Raw genomic sequence first — 14,855 nt, 5'->3', positions numbered from 1 at the left:
GCTGCTGCCATGCATGAGACCGGTGCTGAAGAAATGCGTCGAGACGCTCGGGGAGCGTCCTTCCCGTCGAAGCTTTTCTTTGGCAGACCACCATGAGCTGGCAGGAATGGTTCGCGAGGTGTTCCTGCGTCCCGACAGCCTGTCCCGCGAAGATTTGGAGCTGCAGATTGAAACCGAGGTCAGGGACCGTATCAACCTGCTTCTGGACTTATACGGCTTTGCCGAACAGACGGAGGACCACGAGTGGGTGGAAAATATCCGGGAGCGGCTGTCCCAGCTGTCGGCGATGCTGCCTGAATTGAACCAATTTTACGCCTGATTTACGTTTTACTGCATTTTTTCGGGTTTTTCGCTAGGTATGTTGGATTTTTCACGAGCTTTTTGATACGATAGATTCAGGATTTGAATCGAAAAAAGGGGATGTATATCAAATGGCGACAATGACTAAACTGACTACTAGCGATCAGCTGCAATCCGCATTGGAAGCCTCCACAGATAAGCCTCTGCTGCTGTTTAAGCATAGTACACGCTGCCCGATCAGCGCCGGTGCGTATCGGGAAATGATGTCTTACTTGGAAGATCAGCCGAATGAAGCCGTACAGTATGGTCTGATCCATGTTGTCGAAGACCGTCCGGTATCGATGGAAGCGGCGGATCGTCTTGGGGTGCAGCATGAATCGCCTCAGGTTATTCTGGTTCAAAATCAGGCGCCCATCTGGCATACGTCTCATTCTCATATTACTTCTGAAGTGATTAAAGAGCATTTGCAACAGCTGTAAGTGTAATCATTGCACAATGCAAAATTTTGTCGTATCATTGAGTTTAATGGGTTGACGAATGAAAATTTATTTGCAATGGAGAGAAGGAATTTGACGGTAACCATTTACGATGTGGCGCGTGAAGCAGGCGTATCGATGGCCACGGTATCGCGGGTTGTCAACAACAATCCGAACGTGAAGCCTCAGACCCGGAAGAAAGTATATGAAGCAATTGAACGTTTAGGATATCGTCCGAACGCGGTGGCAAGAGGACTTGCCAGCAAGAAAACGACAACCGTGGGTGTCGTGATTCCGGACATATCCAACTCCATTTTTGCGGAGATCGCCCGGGGTATCGAAGATATCGCCAACATGTACCACTACAATATCATTTTGTGTAACGCTGACAAGAGAAAAGACAAGGAAATTCGCGTCATCAACACGCTGCTTGAGAAGCAGGTGGACGGGCTGCTCTTCATGGGCGGAACCGTAACGGACGAGCATATTCAGGCCTTCCAGACATCGGCTGTGCCGATCGTGCTCTGTGCGACCCGTGACGAGAACGGCATTTATCCTTCCGTGGATATCGATCATGAGGCGGCCGCCTTTGACGCAGTAAATACGCTGATTCGTCACGGTCACCGGGACATCGCCATGATCAGCGGAACGCTCCAGGACCCGGCGAACGGCTATGCCCGTTTCCAAGGCTACAAGAGAGCGCTGGAAGCTGCCGGCATCGAGTATCAGGAAGACCTGGTTCGCATCGGCAACTACCGGTACGAATCCGGTGTGGAAGCGATGAAGTATTTCCTCGGGCTGAAGAAGAAGCCTACGGCGATCTTTGCGGCCACTGACGAGATGGCGATCGGCGCTATTCACAGCATTCAAGACGAAGGTCTGAAGGTTCCCGATGACTTCTCGATCATCAGTGTGGATAACATCCGCATGGCTTCGATGGTTCGTCCGCAGCTGACGACTGTAGCGCAGCCGATGTACGATTTGGGTGCGGTAGCGATGCGTCTCTTGACCAAGCTGATGAAGAAAGAAAATGTGGACAACCCTCGGGTCATTCTTCCTCACGAAACGATTTTGCGGCTCTCCGTAAGTCATGTGAACGAGGAATAAATAGACATATCCAAATATGAAAAAGGTTGAATACTCGTGAAAAAAGCTCCTTCAGGGAGCTTTTTTTGGGATGTGCGGCTCTTAACAGATACGATGCAGCCATGTGCCTGTTTTCATAGCCAATGAAGGCCTTATCGTCCGAAATCATATTTTTGCACAAGCCAGCATCATCGAGAACTGACCGCTTGAAAGGATTGGAGATGACATGCCAGAAATGATAGGAATCATCGGAGCCATGGATGAGGAAGTGGAACTGCTTCTTGCCGGGATGGAAGGGGCGGAGACGGTCACGAAAGCGGGCGTCAAATATGCCCGGGGTACATACAGAGGCAAGCCGGTTATCGTTTGCAAATCCGGCGTGGGCAAAGTCAATGCGGCGGTAACGACGCAAATTTTGATCGACCAGTTTGGCGTCGGCAAAGTGCTGTTTACCGGTGTGGCCGGAGCCGTTCATCCGGAACTGAACATCGGCGATATCGTCATTTCGTCGGACTGCGTGCAGCATGATATGGATGTCAGCCCGCTCGGATATGCACGTGGCGTAATCCCTTACCAGGAAGTATCGGAGTTCAAGGCGGACGCAAGTCTCATCGCTTTGGCGCAGGAAGCTTGCCAGGCTCTCGGAGAGGTCAACTGCAAGGTGGGACGGGTTCTCTCAGGGGACCAGTTTATCGCGAACGTCGATCAGGTAGCCTGGTTTTATGAGCATATGGAAGGAGCCTGCGTCGAAATGGAAGGCTCTGCCGTAGCTCAAGTCTGCTATATGAACGGCGTGCCGTTTGTTGTGATCCGGTCGATGTCCGACAAGGCCGACGGTTCGGCACATGCCAATTTTGCTGAATTTACGGTAGCGTCGTCACGCCGCTCCCATGCGATTCTGGATTACATGGTGCAGCGGTTGTAGTCGGCGTCTCGACAAGCATCGAAACGATTGGAATCTAACTAAAAATCCCCAGTCCCTTGAAGAGAGGATGGAGCCGCACGATGATCGGCTCGCTTCGTCCCTCTTCCGGGAGACCGGGGATTTTTTCGGCTTGTCCGGCATATGGCAAAGGCCATCTCCGAAACATTGTGTATATTGTTAATACATAAATCGCTGCTGGAAACGGATCCGGTCAAACTGTTCCTTGGAGGATAGCGGAACGTCCCGGCCGATGCGGACCATAAGGCAGTTGGCCGGATGGGAACAGATCTCCGGATCGTCGGTGGCGTACCATACCATGTCCACGACTTTCATCAGCCGCTCCATCATTTTGCGATAGTCCCATACGCTGAGGCCGCTGGATTTGAGGTCCCAATGCCAATAGTACTCGGTCGTAAAGACAATGTAGGGCTCCATTTGGCCGCCTTCAAAAGCGGTTGTGATCATTTTCTGCCCGAGTCCCAGCGAACGGTAGCTGTTGGCCACCTCAATCGCTCCCAGCTCGATCAGGTCGGCCATATGGCCCTGCGACCAGCGTTCCTGCTCGTCCGGGTAATGGAAGGTGACATAGCCGACGATCACGTTTTCATCCCGGGTAATGATGATTCTCCCTTCCGGAAGGCCGGCGATTTCGATCAACGCCTTGTGCTGCTCGGCCGGCCTGCGGAAAGCGTCGAGATCCGGATGCATCGTAAGCTCCGCGAGCCTTCCCGGCGGTACGGGACCTTCGACAATCAGGCAGCGGTCCTCGCGGGACAGCGGATGGACATGATACAGTTTGAGGTGTTCCATCTGGACGCTCCTTTCTGCTTCTAACCTACTTATAGCAAAAAAACAAATAAATGAAAAGGGAATGGCAGGGGCATACATCCTGTGCTATAATATCTCTGACATAAATTAGTCACATTTTTTGCTGTTTCCGTAAGTGCTTAACCTGTATGCTATACCCTTTCAGCAATCATTCAAAACTCTCGTAAATCAAGTCATGATGTGTATGGTGTCAATCTATTGGCATGAACTCATACAAGATTGTAAGCGCTGCCCTAGCATGGGAGAACAGAGGGAGGATGAAAGTATGGATCAAATTCACAATGAAATCTTGCCGAGCGTGGTTTCATCATCCAATATGGGCGATTATGAACAGGCTCGTTCCGAGTTTCAATGGGAAGATGTGGAGAAACATTTCACCTGGTATGACACAGGCAAGGTAAATATGGCTTACGAGGCAATTGACCGCCATGTGGCGGAAGGACGCGGATCGAAGACGGCGCTCCTGTACAGCGATGCTTCCCGTGACGAGTCATATACCTTTGCGGAGATGAAGGAGCAGTCCGACAAATTCGGTAACGTGCTGCGCAAATACGGTATCGGTAAGGGAGACCGGGTGTTTATTTTTATGCCGCGGAGTCCGGAGCTTTATTTCTCCCTCATGGGTATTTTGAAAGTGGGAGCCGTCGTTGGACCGCTCTTTGAAGCGTTTATGGAGACGGCCGTCAAGGATCGGCTCGAAGACAGCGGGGCTGTCGCCCTGATTACGACGCCGCAGCTGCTTGGGCGCGTCAAGAAGGATGAGCTTCCCGACTTGAAGCATATTTTCGTCGTTGGCGACAATGTACAGACGGACGACAGCATTATTGATTATAAGCAGGAAATGAACGAAGCGCCTGCGGACCTGCAGATCGAATGGCTGGACCGCAGCGACGGATTGATTATTCATTATACTTCCGGTTCCACCGGCAAGCCGAAGGGCGTATACCACGTTCAGAATGCGATGATTCAGCATTACTATACGGGGCGGATCGTCCTTGATCTTCGGGAAGACGATACCTATTGGTGTACGGCTGACCCGGGCTGGGTAACAGGGACATCGTACGGCATTTTTGCCCCATGGCTGAACGGGGTAACCAATGTCATCCGCGGCGGACGCTTCAGTCCGCAGGATTGGTACGGCACGATTGATAAATACAAAGTCACGGTGTGGTACAGCGCACCGACCGCTTTCCGGATGCTGATGGGGGCCGGGGCCGATGTGATCTCCCAGTTTGACCTCAGCAGCCTCCGCCACGTTCTGTCCGTTGGCGAGCCGCTGAACCCTGAAGTCGTCCGCTGGGGCGAGAAGGTATACGGGCAGCGCATTCACGATACATGGTGGATGACCGAAACGGGCGGGCAGCTGATCTGTAACTATCCTTCCATGGCCATCAAGCCTGGCTCCATGGGACGCCCGCTTCCAGGGATCGAGGCCGCTATCCTGGACGATAACGGCAAGGAAGTGGCTCCATATACGATGGGCAATCTGGCCATCAAGGTCCCTTGGCCGTCGATGATGAACCAGATTTGGAAAAACCCGGCCAAGTATCAGGAGTATTTCAGAATTCCCGGCTGGTATATTTCCGGGGACTCGGCATACATGGACGAAGAAGGTTATTTCTGGTTCCAGGGCCGGATCGACGATGTCATCAACTCGTCCGGTGAGCGGATCGGACCGTTCGAAGTCGAGAGCAAGCTTGTCGAGCACCCGGCGGTTGCAGAAGCCGGCGTCATCGGCAAGCCGGATGCGACGAGAGGCGAAATCATCAAGGCGTTTATTTCGCTTCGCGAAGGTTACACCGAGTCGCAGGAGCTTAAGGACGAGATCTACCGCTTCGTCAAAGAGGGATTATCGGCCCATGCTGCACCGCGCGAAATTGAGTTCAAGGATAAACTGCCGAAGACGCGTTCCGGTAAAATTATGCGGCGCGTGCTGAAGGCGTGGGAGTTAAACCTTCCGACAGGCGATTTGTCCACAATTGAAGACTAAGCACTGAATCTAGCGTTATTTTTGCTAACGGTAAGGGATAACGCCGTAAACAGAATAAAGAACAGCCGGTTGCCCAGGGTTATACCCTGACAGCCGGCTGTTTTCGTTATCCCGATTATTCGGATAAACCGCTCTATACAATACAAGAGGCAATCCCATACCGGGATTGCCTCTTGTGATGCTGTAACTGCTTGCCAGGTCCATTACTTTTTCTCAAAGTAGGCGCCCGGCGATTTTGGCGATTCGCCTGCGCTATTTACTGCAGATACGAAGAAGTAACCTTTGATTGGAGTCGATGTGGTGTACGATAAGCCAGGCTCCGTGCTGGTGCCTAATTTAACATACGGACCGTTCGGATTTGTACTGTAATAAACATCGTACTCTGTGACCATTTCCTGGGCTCCTGCGGCGGTCCACTGGAATTGGATTCCGGTCTCCGTAGCAGCCATTTGAAGCCCGCTAGGAGCGGCTGGGGCCGTCTGAGGCGCCTGTTCCGTTCCCGGTGTCTCTCCAGATGCCATACCGCCGTCCGGATTGTCTTGCCCATCGTTTTGTCCTTGTTCCCCGGACGGATCGTCCGTGCCTCCGATAATGTTGGTCAATCCGCCGCCCAGGCCGACGGTCATGCTCGGTGCGGACTCTTTGCCGGCCACGTCGACGGCCGTGACATAGAAGCTGGATCCGCCGCTCGCAGCGCTGGTAAAGGATGACCCTTCTCCGACGAGGAGGCTGGCCTGTCTCCGGTAGGAGCCACCGTTATCCGAGCGGTACAGCCGGTAGCCGACGACATCGGATTGTCCGGTAGGGCTGAAGGAGATGACGGCCTTGCTGCCGTTCCACGAGATCGAAGCGTTCGATGGGGCAGCCGGTGCGGCGCCGTCGTCCACCCGCGGATCGATCTTGGTCGGCATGTCGCTGTTGGCATCCCTCGGGATGTAGTAAGACAGCGCATTGTGGCCGCCCTTCATTTTGGCAAACGCGTTCTCCAGCTCTTTGATCAGCTCGGAAATCGGCTTTTCCCGTTTGACGACGACCTTCTCCTTGAGCATGTCATCCGGCGTACCATCCTGCGGGATATAGTTTACGCCGTTATAGGTAATGTACTTCTCTTTGGCGATGCCGTCGTCGCTTTCCGTCGGAACGTATTTGCTGTTGAAAATGTCGGTCACGAACCGGTCCGTGAGCGATGTCGGCAATTTGCCGCTGTAGGCGGACACCGTCTTGGTTACGATGCCGTCCGGTTTATCGAACTTCGAAGTCTTGAACAGCTCCGGTTCTCTGTCGATCACCTCGTTCATCACGAGGGTCCAGATCGACTGGGCGCGTTTCTTCGCCGCCTTGGTGGTCAAGGTGTTCTTTTGTTCCTTATAGCCTGCCCAGACCCCGAGCGTCACGTCAGGGGAATAGCCCATAAACCAGACGTCGCCGTAATTCTGGGTCGTACCCGTTTTGCCGACGATCGGCACGGTTTTAAAATGCTTGTAATTTTTGCGGACGACATCGCCGGTTCCTTCGGTGATGACGGTCCGCAGCATGTCGGTCATCAGATAGGCCGTCTGCTTGGAAAAAGCCTGCACCGGCTTGGCTTCGTGCTGATACACGATGTTGCCTTTGGAGTCGGTGATTTTCTCGATCATGTAGGCGTCGTTAAACTGGCCGTTGTTCGCAATAGCGCTGTAAGCATTGGTCAGCTCTTCAACCGTCACACCATGAACGAGGCCGCCCAGCACGCCGGTCCTTGCAGTATAGTCATCCGGTTCCAGAGTCGTGATCCCGAGCTTCTTGGCAAAGCTCCAGGCGTTCTGGATTCCGACAATGTTGTTGTACAGTTTAAGCGCGACCGTATTCACGGAATTGTTGAGCGCGGAGCGCGCCGTCATCAATCCTTTATATCCCGTAGTTGAGTTTTTGGGAATATGATACCCTTTCTGTCCGTCCGGCAAAATAATCGGGGAGTCGTCAACCACGCTTGCCGGCTGTATGGCCCCTGATTCTATCGCCGGCAGGTAAGCCGCAATCGGCTTCATCGTCGATCCCGGCTGGCGGATCATCTGGGTCGCATAGTTCATCTGTTCTTTGTTAAAATCGCGGCCCTCGATCATGCCGAGAATGGCGCCGGTCTTGTTGTTGATCATCATTGCCGCCGTTTGCTCGGCCCCCTTGGTCTTGCTGTCAGGGGAGAAGTTGCTGTCATCCTCGGCGATTTTATGCATCGAATTGTACACCTTTTTATCAATCGTGGTATAGATCCGATACCCGCCCGTGCTGAGCTGCTGCCGGGCTTCTTCAAGCAGGTCGCCGTCCTGCTTCGCATCGTCCCCAGGAACCTTGCCTTCCGCCTGCTCATTCAGCTGCATGATGATTTGGGCGCCTTGGCGTTCCGTTTCCATCATCAGATAAGGGAAGGTGGCGTATGCCTTCTCCACATGGGGAGCCAGCTGCTTGCGAATGTCGAAAGCGAGCGCTTCCTTATACTGGGCTTCCGTGATTTTGTTCTCTTCAAGCATCCGCCGGAGCACCAGATGCTGCCGGTCGATGGCGCGCTTAAAGTTGGCTTCGTTAAACTCGCCTTTTCCATTGAAGGCCGAATATCTGGAAGGCAGCTGAGGAAGACCGGCCAAATAAGCCGCCTCGGCGACGTTCAATTTACTGAGATCACTAATATTAAAAATGCCTTTGGCTGCGGCCTGAATACCGTACAGATTGTAGCCGCTGGATCCGTTGCCGAACGGAACCTTGTTTAAGTATGCCGTTATAATTTCTTCTTTCGTCATAAACCGCTCCAGCCGGAGCGCGAGCAAAATTTCCTTGAACTTCCGGTCTTCCGTTTTGTCCAGGTTCAGGAATACGCGTCTGGCCAGCTGCTGGGTGAGCGTGCTTCCTCCGGTCTGAACGGATTCATGCAGAAGCTTCTGTTTGACGGCACGGAGCGTGCCCTTGATGTCAACACCCTTATGTGTAAAAAAGTTATTGTCTTCAATCGATACGACGGCGTCGATGACGATGGGCGGTATCTGCTTATACTCCACGGGGCGTCTGTCCTCATCGGTCCGAAGCTGTCCGATGGGGGTGCCGTCACGGAAGTAGGCGAATCCCGTAATGGAGTTCTCGCTCATCTTCTGGTCAATCAATGCCCTGGAACGGACCGGATCATCCTTCACGATGGAAGTGAGGTACCCGGCTGCCGTACCGCCGGCGAACAGCGCTCCCATAACGATAACGACCAGCGTCCACATCGCGGTAAGGCCGATGATGCGGCCGTAGGACCGTTTTTTCGGAGCGGTCTGCTCTTCCGGCTTTTGTTTGTTATCTTCAACCATTCGTGGCTATCCTCCTTTTGACGGAACTATTATAGCATAAATTGCGTATTTTGAATGCAGAGATCGAATCGTGGCCAAATGGATGGCAATCATTGACTTTTTTCGGGTGTGTGGTATAAATAGGTTTAATCCAAAAAGAACATATCGTCAAAAGGCAAAGAAAGACTCCAGTAGAAGGGAGCCTGGGCTGATCAGAGAGCCGGTGGGTGGTGCAAACCGGCAGCCTCTCCCTTTGAATTACCGTCTTGAGCCGTCTGGAGGAACGCGCGTCACCAGGAGCGCAAGTAGTCTGGCACCGGACCTGGCAGTCCGTTATCGTAATGAAGTGAAAGCAGTGGGTGGAAGGGGGTCGTCCCCGAAACGGCTGCTTTAATTAGGGTGGTAACGCGAGCAGGCTCCTTCTCGTCCCTTGGGACGAGAAGGAGCCTTTTTGCTGTACATTCTAAACGGATCAGAGAGAGGTTGATGACGATGAACTGGGAACAACTTATGCCGGCCCAGAAGGAAGAGGTTGAACGCCAACTGGCTGTCATCAGGAGGGGGACGGTCGAAATCCTGCCGAACGAAGAGCTGGAACGCAAGGTGATCCGGTCGGTTGTGCAAGGACGGCCGCTCAAGGTAAAGCTGGGTCTTGATCCATCCGCTCCGGACATTCATATGGGGCACACGGTAGTGCTGCACAAGCTGCGGCAGTTTCAGGAGCTGGGCCATGAGGTGCAGCTGATCATCGGAGATTTCACGGGCCGGATCGGCGACCCGACCGGGAAATCGGAAACGCGCAGACAGCTTACGGAAGAGGACGTGAAGCTGAATGCGGAAACGTACCAGGAACAGGCGTTCAAAATATTAAGCCCGGACAAAGCGAAGGTATACTACAACTCCGAATGGCTCGGCCCGATGACCTTTGCCGACGTGATCGGGCTCGGTTCCAAAGTGACGGTAGCCCGGATGCTGGAGCGAGACGATTTTTCCAAACGGTATGCCGGCGGGCTCCCGATCAGCATTCACGAGTTTTTCTACCCGCTGATGCAGGGCATGGATTCGGTGGCGCTGGAGACGGACATCGAGCTCGGTGGTACGGATCAGACGTTTAATCTCATGATGGGCCGCACCTTGCAGAAGGAATACGGGGCAGAACCGCAGGTGGCGATCACGCTTCCGCTGCTGGAAGGGCTGGATGGCGTGCAGAAGATGAGCAAAAGCCTTGGCAACTACATCGGAATCGATGACGCACCGAACGAAATGTTCGGTAAAACGATGTCGGTGCCGGATGGGCTGATGGTGAAATACTTCGAGCTGGCCACGGATATAACGAATGAAGACCTTCAGATTCTGCGCGAAGGATTGGAAGGCGGCCGTATCCACCCAAGGGATGCCAAAATGAGCCTGGCGGCAGCCTTTGTCCGGATGTACCACGGGCAGGAGGCGGCCGAAGCGGCCCGGCAGCATTTCGTCACCGTCTTTCAGCAGCGTGCGCTTCCTGAAGATATCGAGCTGCGCGGTATCCCCGCAAACGAGCTGCAGGGAGGGGCCATCCGGCTGGTCCGGCTGCTGACCCTTATCGGATTTGCTTCTTCCAACAGCGAGGCCAGAAGGAGCATTGAGCAAGGATCGGTCAAGCTGAATGAAGTGAAAATCGAGGATCCCCATGCGGAGATCGCGGTCAGGGACGGCGATATCGTTCAAGTGGGAAGACGCAAATTTGCCAAGCTCCGGCTGCTATAGAAGATTTAAGAAGCCGTGAGAAGGCTGGGAGAGGCCGGGGGATACTACCATGATAAACAGGGCTGCCAGTCAGCCCTGTTTATCATCCAGAACAAACAAAAAAGCCCGGAACATAAAGTTCCAGGCTTGGTTGCAGCAAATATTAACGGTTGTAGAATTCGACGATTTGTCTTTCGTCGATGTCTTGGGAAAGCTCGGCGCGCTCTGGGAAACGGATATATTTACCTTCCAAAGCTCCATCGTTGTACTCCAGGTAGCCTGGCAGATGCGCACGGTTTTCCAGCGCTTCTTTAATAGAAGAGAGGCTGCGGCTTCTTTCGCGAAGACCGATCACGTCGCCTGTGCTTACTTGGTAGGAAGCAACGTTTACTTTCTTGCCGTTAACAGTCACGTGACCGTGAGCGACCAATTGGCGCGCTCCTGCACGGGAGTTAGCGAAACCAAGACGGTAAACAAGGTTGTCCAAACGGCTTTCCAGCAAGAACATGAAGTTTTCGCCGGCAATACCTTGCATTTTTTGCGCTCTGTCGAACAGCGTGCGGAATTGCTTTTCACCCAAACCGTACATGTGGCGCAATTTTTGTTTTTCTTGAAGCTGCATACCGTAGTTGCTCATTTTTCTCCGTTGGTTAGGACCGTGTTGTCCTGGAGGAAAAGGGCGTTTCAATTCTTTACCAGTACCGCTCAGGGAAATTCCCAGACGACGGCTCAATTTGAACTTTGGACCTGTGTAACGTGCCATGTTATAGTAGACTCCTTTATTTTTCGAATAATTTACAGTAGGGCTCTATTTGCGCCGTATTTGTTTACCTGTGCGTCCTAGTACGAACTGCACAACTGACGGGAAAGTTCAGCCGCTGTCCTGTCAGCAACAAATGACGTGAGGGTGACACAACGTTACGCCCAAATCAAGACTATATTGCAGTCTTTTTCAACAATAGATTTTATATTATAGAGTAGGCAAAAGTCAAGGCCTGACATTTTGCTGGAAAAGTCTAATTTTGTCGATAGGGCTATAGTCCTAAAAAAGTAGGACAAATATCTGAAATATGAGTGCAAAATTGCTTGGAACAGAGTAGAATATGATTATTATAACACATCCGACATAACCCGACTTTGTCAGGGGATTTTCATATTGCAAGGATGACAATGATTGATTGTGATTTTATTGGTGCCTTGAAAGACACCCTCTGGGCACGGTGTAAAGGAGCGCCTGTCTATGTCAGAACACCAACGAGAAACAACCAAGCATCAAAGCCTGTTTCAGACGAATACCGAGCTGGCGTTTCCCTCAGAGTCGGCTACTTCCTGGCTGCAGGAGATCGACTTGTCCATTCATGATTTGCCCTATGTGGATCACGTGATTCAGGAAGCCTTTCTCCAATGGCGCACCGAAGGGCAGGCGCTGACGTTAAGCGGACAAGCCCTGTGGGCCGTGACGGATTACGAGGGGCGGTGGATCGAAGGCGATGAAGCTCTCCTTGCGGAACCTTTCTGCGGTTTGACGGGAGAGATCGGCCGCTGCCTGAAGTCCGGGGAACAAGTCTGGGTCCATCCTGATGACCCAGCGGAGCGCGGAAACTCCTGGGTCACGACGGTTATTCCGGTCTTTACGCGCCGGGACCATGCGCTGGTGTGCCTTCTGGTCTGCGGAATCCCCGCACGCTTTTTTGATGAAGGAATCCGAGACACCGTTGCCGCGATGGCGCTTCATTATCGTTCCTGCCTCTACAAAAGCTTTAAGTTCGCCCTCGTATCGGACATTCTGAAGGTGCAGGAAAGCACGGAACGGGAAGCCAATCGCCGGTCCATCCTGTTCCAAATCATGCAGCGGATGCATGATCAGATCGACGTCGATACCGTGCTGACGGAAGTTCTGGACAGTCTTGAAGTACTGTACCCCACCATCCGGGCGAGGCTGCTCATGTCCCAGGACCATCAAAGCCGCAATCCGCGGGTAGAACCGCTCGTGTTTCATCCCTGGGGCGAGGATATCTGCGTCAGGTCTTTCATGGATGGAAGGCTCATGATGCAGGATGGCAGTGGCGAAGGAATGGAAGGCCAGACCGAAATCGCCATTCCGCTCGGCGGCAAGCAGGGCGTCTATGGGGTGCTGCATCTGGTGATGTCCCGGGAGCTCCGGGAAGACTTAGACCTGCAGCTGATCGGCATGGTGGTCGACACAGCGGGGAACGCGTTCGAGAATGCGAAGCTCTACGAGCAGTCGAACCTGCTGATTCATGAGCTGCGCCTCATTAACGAATTGACCCAGCGGCTGAACCAGAGCCTCAAGCTGGGGGATATCTACAAGTTTGCCAGCGAAGAGATGCTGGATATTTTTCAGGCGGATTACTGCTGCTTCCTGCAGTACAATGAGGAGCGGGACGTTCTGGAGGTCATGGCATCCAACGTTTCCGGTCTTGCCTCGTCTTTTGACGCAGAGTACGGCTTCGGCGGACTTGTCTTTCATAAAAAGGAACCTGTAATTCTGTCAGACTATTCGCTGAACGGCAAAGTCCCCTCAAAGCTGATGGAAATCACGCATTCGCAATCCCTCATCGCTTCACCGCTGACCGTAAACGGCAAGGTGATGGGGGCGATTCTGCTGACGCACCGCAACCCTCATTATTTTTCCTATGACAACTACCGGCTTCTGCAGACCTTGTCCAGCCACATCGGCCTGTCGGTGAGCAACGCGCTGCTCCACGCCGAGCTGAGACGGATGGCCAACCGGGACATGCTGACCGACATGTACGCCCGCCATTACCTCGATAAGATGATTCAGCAGTATCAAGTGAGCGATTTTTGCGGGTCTCTGATCGTGGTAGACATTGATGAATTCAAACAGGTTAACGATACATACGGCCACCAGAAAGGGGACGACATTCTGAGGCAGGTCAGCGATATCGTGAAATCCTCCATTCGGGAGGAAGACGTGCCTGCACGCTGGGGCGGGGAAGAGCTGGCGGTGTATATGCCGCAGCTAGGGGTGCACCAGGCGGTCAAAGTCGCAGAAGTGATCCGGAGCCGGGTCGCCCGGGAGACAAGCCCGTCCGTAACGATTTCAAGCGGAATCGCGGAATGGTGCTGGACGGACCCGCAGGTGAGTGTAGACAGCTTGTTCTACAGAGCGGATATGGCCCTCTACAGGGCGAAGAACAGCGGACGCAACCAAATCCAAATGGAAAACATGAACGATATGTAGCAGGCGGCCTCGCTCTCGGGTGGGGGCGCCTTATTTTTGCATGAACTGGCCGGGCGGGGGACAGTCTATAAAGCAAAAAGGACCTATGATCGAAGAATGAACCTTGGTTCATTTTGTCCGGAAAGGCAGTTTTTCCATGATGAAAAAAATGGTACTTCCCGCCTTGCTGCTGCTCGGCCTTTACGGCGGTTTGACAGGCTGCGGCATGTTTCAGGACTCGAAATCGCCGGAGGAGTGGTTTTCCCAGACGATTACCGGTCTTGCCGGCATCGATTCGTTTTCATTTAGCGGCCTGGCTTCGGTCCGTGCCCAGGATCAGGGGCAGGTGCAGAACTTTGCTTACACCGGCAGGCTCACGGGCCACGACCAGCTGACCATGGAGAGCGTAATCCCTACTGGGGAGGCTGTTCAGACCACGGGACTCCAGGCACGGGGAATCACCGGGAAAACCGTGAAGGTGACGAATTTCCGCAGGCAGGACGGGGGATGGGTGAGGTTGTCGAGCGAAGCGAACCCTGAGGATAACTCTCCTTCATTAACCCGGTTAAACCCTCTGCAGCAGCTCGACGGCATTCATGGGCTTCCCAAAAGCATCAAGGTGGAGTCCAGCGCTGGCCGCGGCACCAAAGTGCTGCGGATCGAACTGGAAAGCTCCAGCGCAAAGGACTTTTTGACGAAGCAGCTTGAATCGGAAATGGAGGGTCTCCGCAAGCAGCCAGGATACACCCATGCACAGTCCGGGCAAAAGCAAAAGCTGCAGACGCTCTGGAATCAGGGGGACAAACAGCTGCGGCAGATGCTGAACGACGCCCAGGTCAGCACGGTCTATCATTTGACGATTAACCGCAAGTCCGGATTTCCGGTTCGTCTGACCTCGGAGAGCGCGATCGACTATATCAATCTGGACGGTGCGCAGACGCGGGAGACGATGGTCAATGATGTATCATTCCAGCCTTAGGCTCGCCCAGTGACGATAAGTTCCGCACCGAACGATCAGGTG

The 14,855-nt window shown here is 53.3% G+C and carries 11 protein-coding genes and 1 other annotated feature; of the genes, 8 read left to right on the top strand and 3 right to left on the bottom strand.

Annotation, left to right across the window (positions count from 1 at the left end; genetic code table 11):
- Positions 1-13: 13 nt before the first annotated feature.
- The 4 genes from ABIE48_RS21020 (at position 14) to ABIE48_RS21005 (ending at position 2,787) form a co-directional block, all read left to right on the top strand.
- On the top strand, positions 14-319 hold the full coding sequence (locus ABIE48_RS21020) for a hypothetical protein (protein WP_145023682.1): 306 nt from the start codon (positions 14-16) through the stop codon (positions 317-319).
- A 112-nt stretch (positions 320-431) separates the two neighbouring features.
- Complete coding sequence (ytxJ, locus tag ABIE48_RS21015) at positions 432-779, top strand: bacillithiol system redox-active protein YtxJ (protein WP_076169905.1); 348 nt, start codon at positions 432-434, stop codon at positions 777-779.
- A 90-nt stretch (positions 780-869) separates the two neighbouring features.
- Positions 870-1,883: a catabolite control protein A gene (ccpA, locus tag ABIE48_RS21010; protein ID WP_076169906.1), complete on the top strand. Its 1,014-nt coding sequence runs from the start codon at positions 870-872 to the stop codon at positions 1,881-1,883.
- 205 nt (positions 1,884-2,088) lie between these two features.
- Complete coding sequence (locus ABIE48_RS21005; protein ID WP_116229577.1) at positions 2,089-2,787, top strand: 5'-methylthioadenosine/adenosylhomocysteine nucleosidase; 699 nt, start codon at positions 2,089-2,091, stop codon at positions 2,785-2,787.
- Positions 2,788-2,964: 177 nt separating this feature from the next.
- On the opposite strand, the gene ABIE48_RS21000 is transcribed toward ABIE48_RS21005, so the two are convergent.
- Positions 2,965-3,597: a GNAT family N-acetyltransferase gene (locus ABIE48_RS21000; protein WP_089548156.1), complete on the bottom strand. Its 633-nt coding sequence runs from the start codon at positions 3,595-3,597 to the stop codon at positions 2,965-2,967.
- A 283-nt stretch (positions 3,598-3,880) separates the two neighbouring features.
- Here ABIE48_RS21000 and acsA point away from each other — a divergent pair, with 283 nt between their 5' ends.
- Positions 3,881-5,605 (top strand): acetate--CoA ligase, encoded by a 1,725-nt coding sequence (acsA, locus tag ABIE48_RS20995; protein WP_192715673.1) that lies wholly within the window; start codon positions 3,881-3,883, stop codon positions 5,603-5,605.
- A 203-nt stretch (positions 5,606-5,808) separates the two neighbouring features.
- On the opposite strand, the gene ABIE48_RS20990 is transcribed toward acsA, so the two are convergent.
- A complete protein-coding gene (locus ABIE48_RS20990) occupies positions 5,809-8,925 on the bottom strand; it encodes a transglycosylase domain-containing protein (RefSeq protein WP_145023684.1) in 3,117 nt (1,038 codons plus the stop codon).
- A gap of 148 nt (positions 8,926-9,073) precedes the next feature.
- Positions 9,074-9,338 (top strand) — a binding site (T-box leader).
- 58 nt (positions 9,339-9,396) lie between these two features.
- On the opposite strand from ABIE48_RS20990, the gene tyrS reads away from it, so the two are divergent.
- Positions 9,397-10,650, top strand: coding sequence for a tyrosine--tRNA ligase (tyrS, locus tag ABIE48_RS20985; RefSeq protein WP_145023686.1), 1,254 nt, complete (start codon positions 9,397-9,399; stop codon positions 10,648-10,650).
- Between the two features lie 142 nt (positions 10,651-10,792).
- On the opposite strand, the gene rpsD is transcribed toward tyrS, so the two are convergent.
- On the bottom strand, positions 10,793-11,392 hold the full coding sequence (rpsD, locus tag ABIE48_RS20980) for a 30S ribosomal protein S4 (protein WP_105444573.1): 600 nt from the start codon (positions 11,390-11,392) through the stop codon (positions 10,793-10,795).
- 477 nt (positions 11,393-11,869) lie between these two features.
- Here rpsD and ABIE48_RS20975 point away from each other — a divergent pair, with 477 nt between their 5' ends.
- Both ABIE48_RS20975 and ABIE48_RS20970 read left to right on the top strand, forming a co-directional pair.
- Complete coding sequence (locus ABIE48_RS20975) at positions 11,870-13,855, top strand: sensor domain-containing diguanylate cyclase (RefSeq protein WP_192715672.1); 1,986 nt, start codon at positions 11,870-11,872, stop codon at positions 13,853-13,855.
- A gap of 136 nt (positions 13,856-13,991) precedes the next feature.
- Positions 13,992-14,813 (top strand): hypothetical protein, encoded by an 822-nt coding sequence (locus ABIE48_RS20970; RefSeq protein WP_354519601.1) that lies wholly within the window; start codon positions 13,992-13,994, stop codon positions 14,811-14,813.
- Positions 14,814-14,855 lie beyond the last annotated feature (42 nt).

The organism is Paenibacillus sp. OAE614 (genome assembly GCF_040546645.1).
In the GTDB taxonomy this organism is placed as follows: Bacteria; Bacillota; Bacilli; order Paenibacillales; family Paenibacillaceae; genus Paenibacillus_AQ; species Paenibacillus_AQ favisporus.
The sequence above is the reverse complement of the archived record's forward strand: the minus strand, read 5'-3'. Positions and strand labels throughout refer to the sequence as shown.

Excerpts from the sequence above, each read along its gene's own strand:
- rpsD (WP_105444573.1), bottom strand. The coding sequence starts at position 11,392 with ATGGCACGTTACACAGGTCCAAAGTTCAAATTGAGCCGTCGTCTGGGA.
- ABIE48_RS20990 (WP_145023684.1), bottom strand. The coding sequence starts at position 8,925 with ATGGTTGAAGATAACAAACAAAAGCCGGAAGAGCAGACCGCTCCGAAA.
- ABIE48_RS21000 (WP_089548156.1), bottom strand. The coding sequence starts at position 3,597 with ATGGAACACCTCAAACTGTATCATGTCCATCCGCTGTCCCGCGAGGAC.
- ABIE48_RS21005 (WP_116229577.1), top strand. The coding sequence starts at position 2,089 with ATGCCAGAAATGATAGGAATCATCGGAGCCATGGATGAGGAAGTGGAA.
- ABIE48_RS20970 (WP_354519601.1), top strand. The coding sequence starts at position 13,992 with ATGATGAAAAAAATGGTACTTCCCGCCTTGCTGCTGCTCGGCCTTTAC.
- ABIE48_RS21020 (WP_145023682.1), top strand. The coding sequence starts at position 14 with ATGAGACCGGTGCTGAAGAAATGCGTCGAGACGCTCGGGGAGCGTCCT.
- ytxJ (WP_076169905.1), top strand. The coding sequence starts at position 432 with ATGGCGACAATGACTAAACTGACTACTAGCGATCAGCTGCAATCCGCA.
- acsA (WP_192715673.1), top strand. The coding sequence starts at position 3,881 with ATGGATCAAATTCACAATGAAATCTTGCCGAGCGTGGTTTCATCATCC.
- ABIE48_RS20975 (WP_192715672.1), top strand. The coding sequence starts at position 11,870 with ATGTCAGAACACCAACGAGAAACAACCAAGCATCAAAGCCTGTTTCAG.
- tyrS (WP_145023686.1), top strand. The coding sequence starts at position 9,397 with ATGAACTGGGAACAACTTATGCCGGCCCAGAAGGAAGAGGTTGAACGC.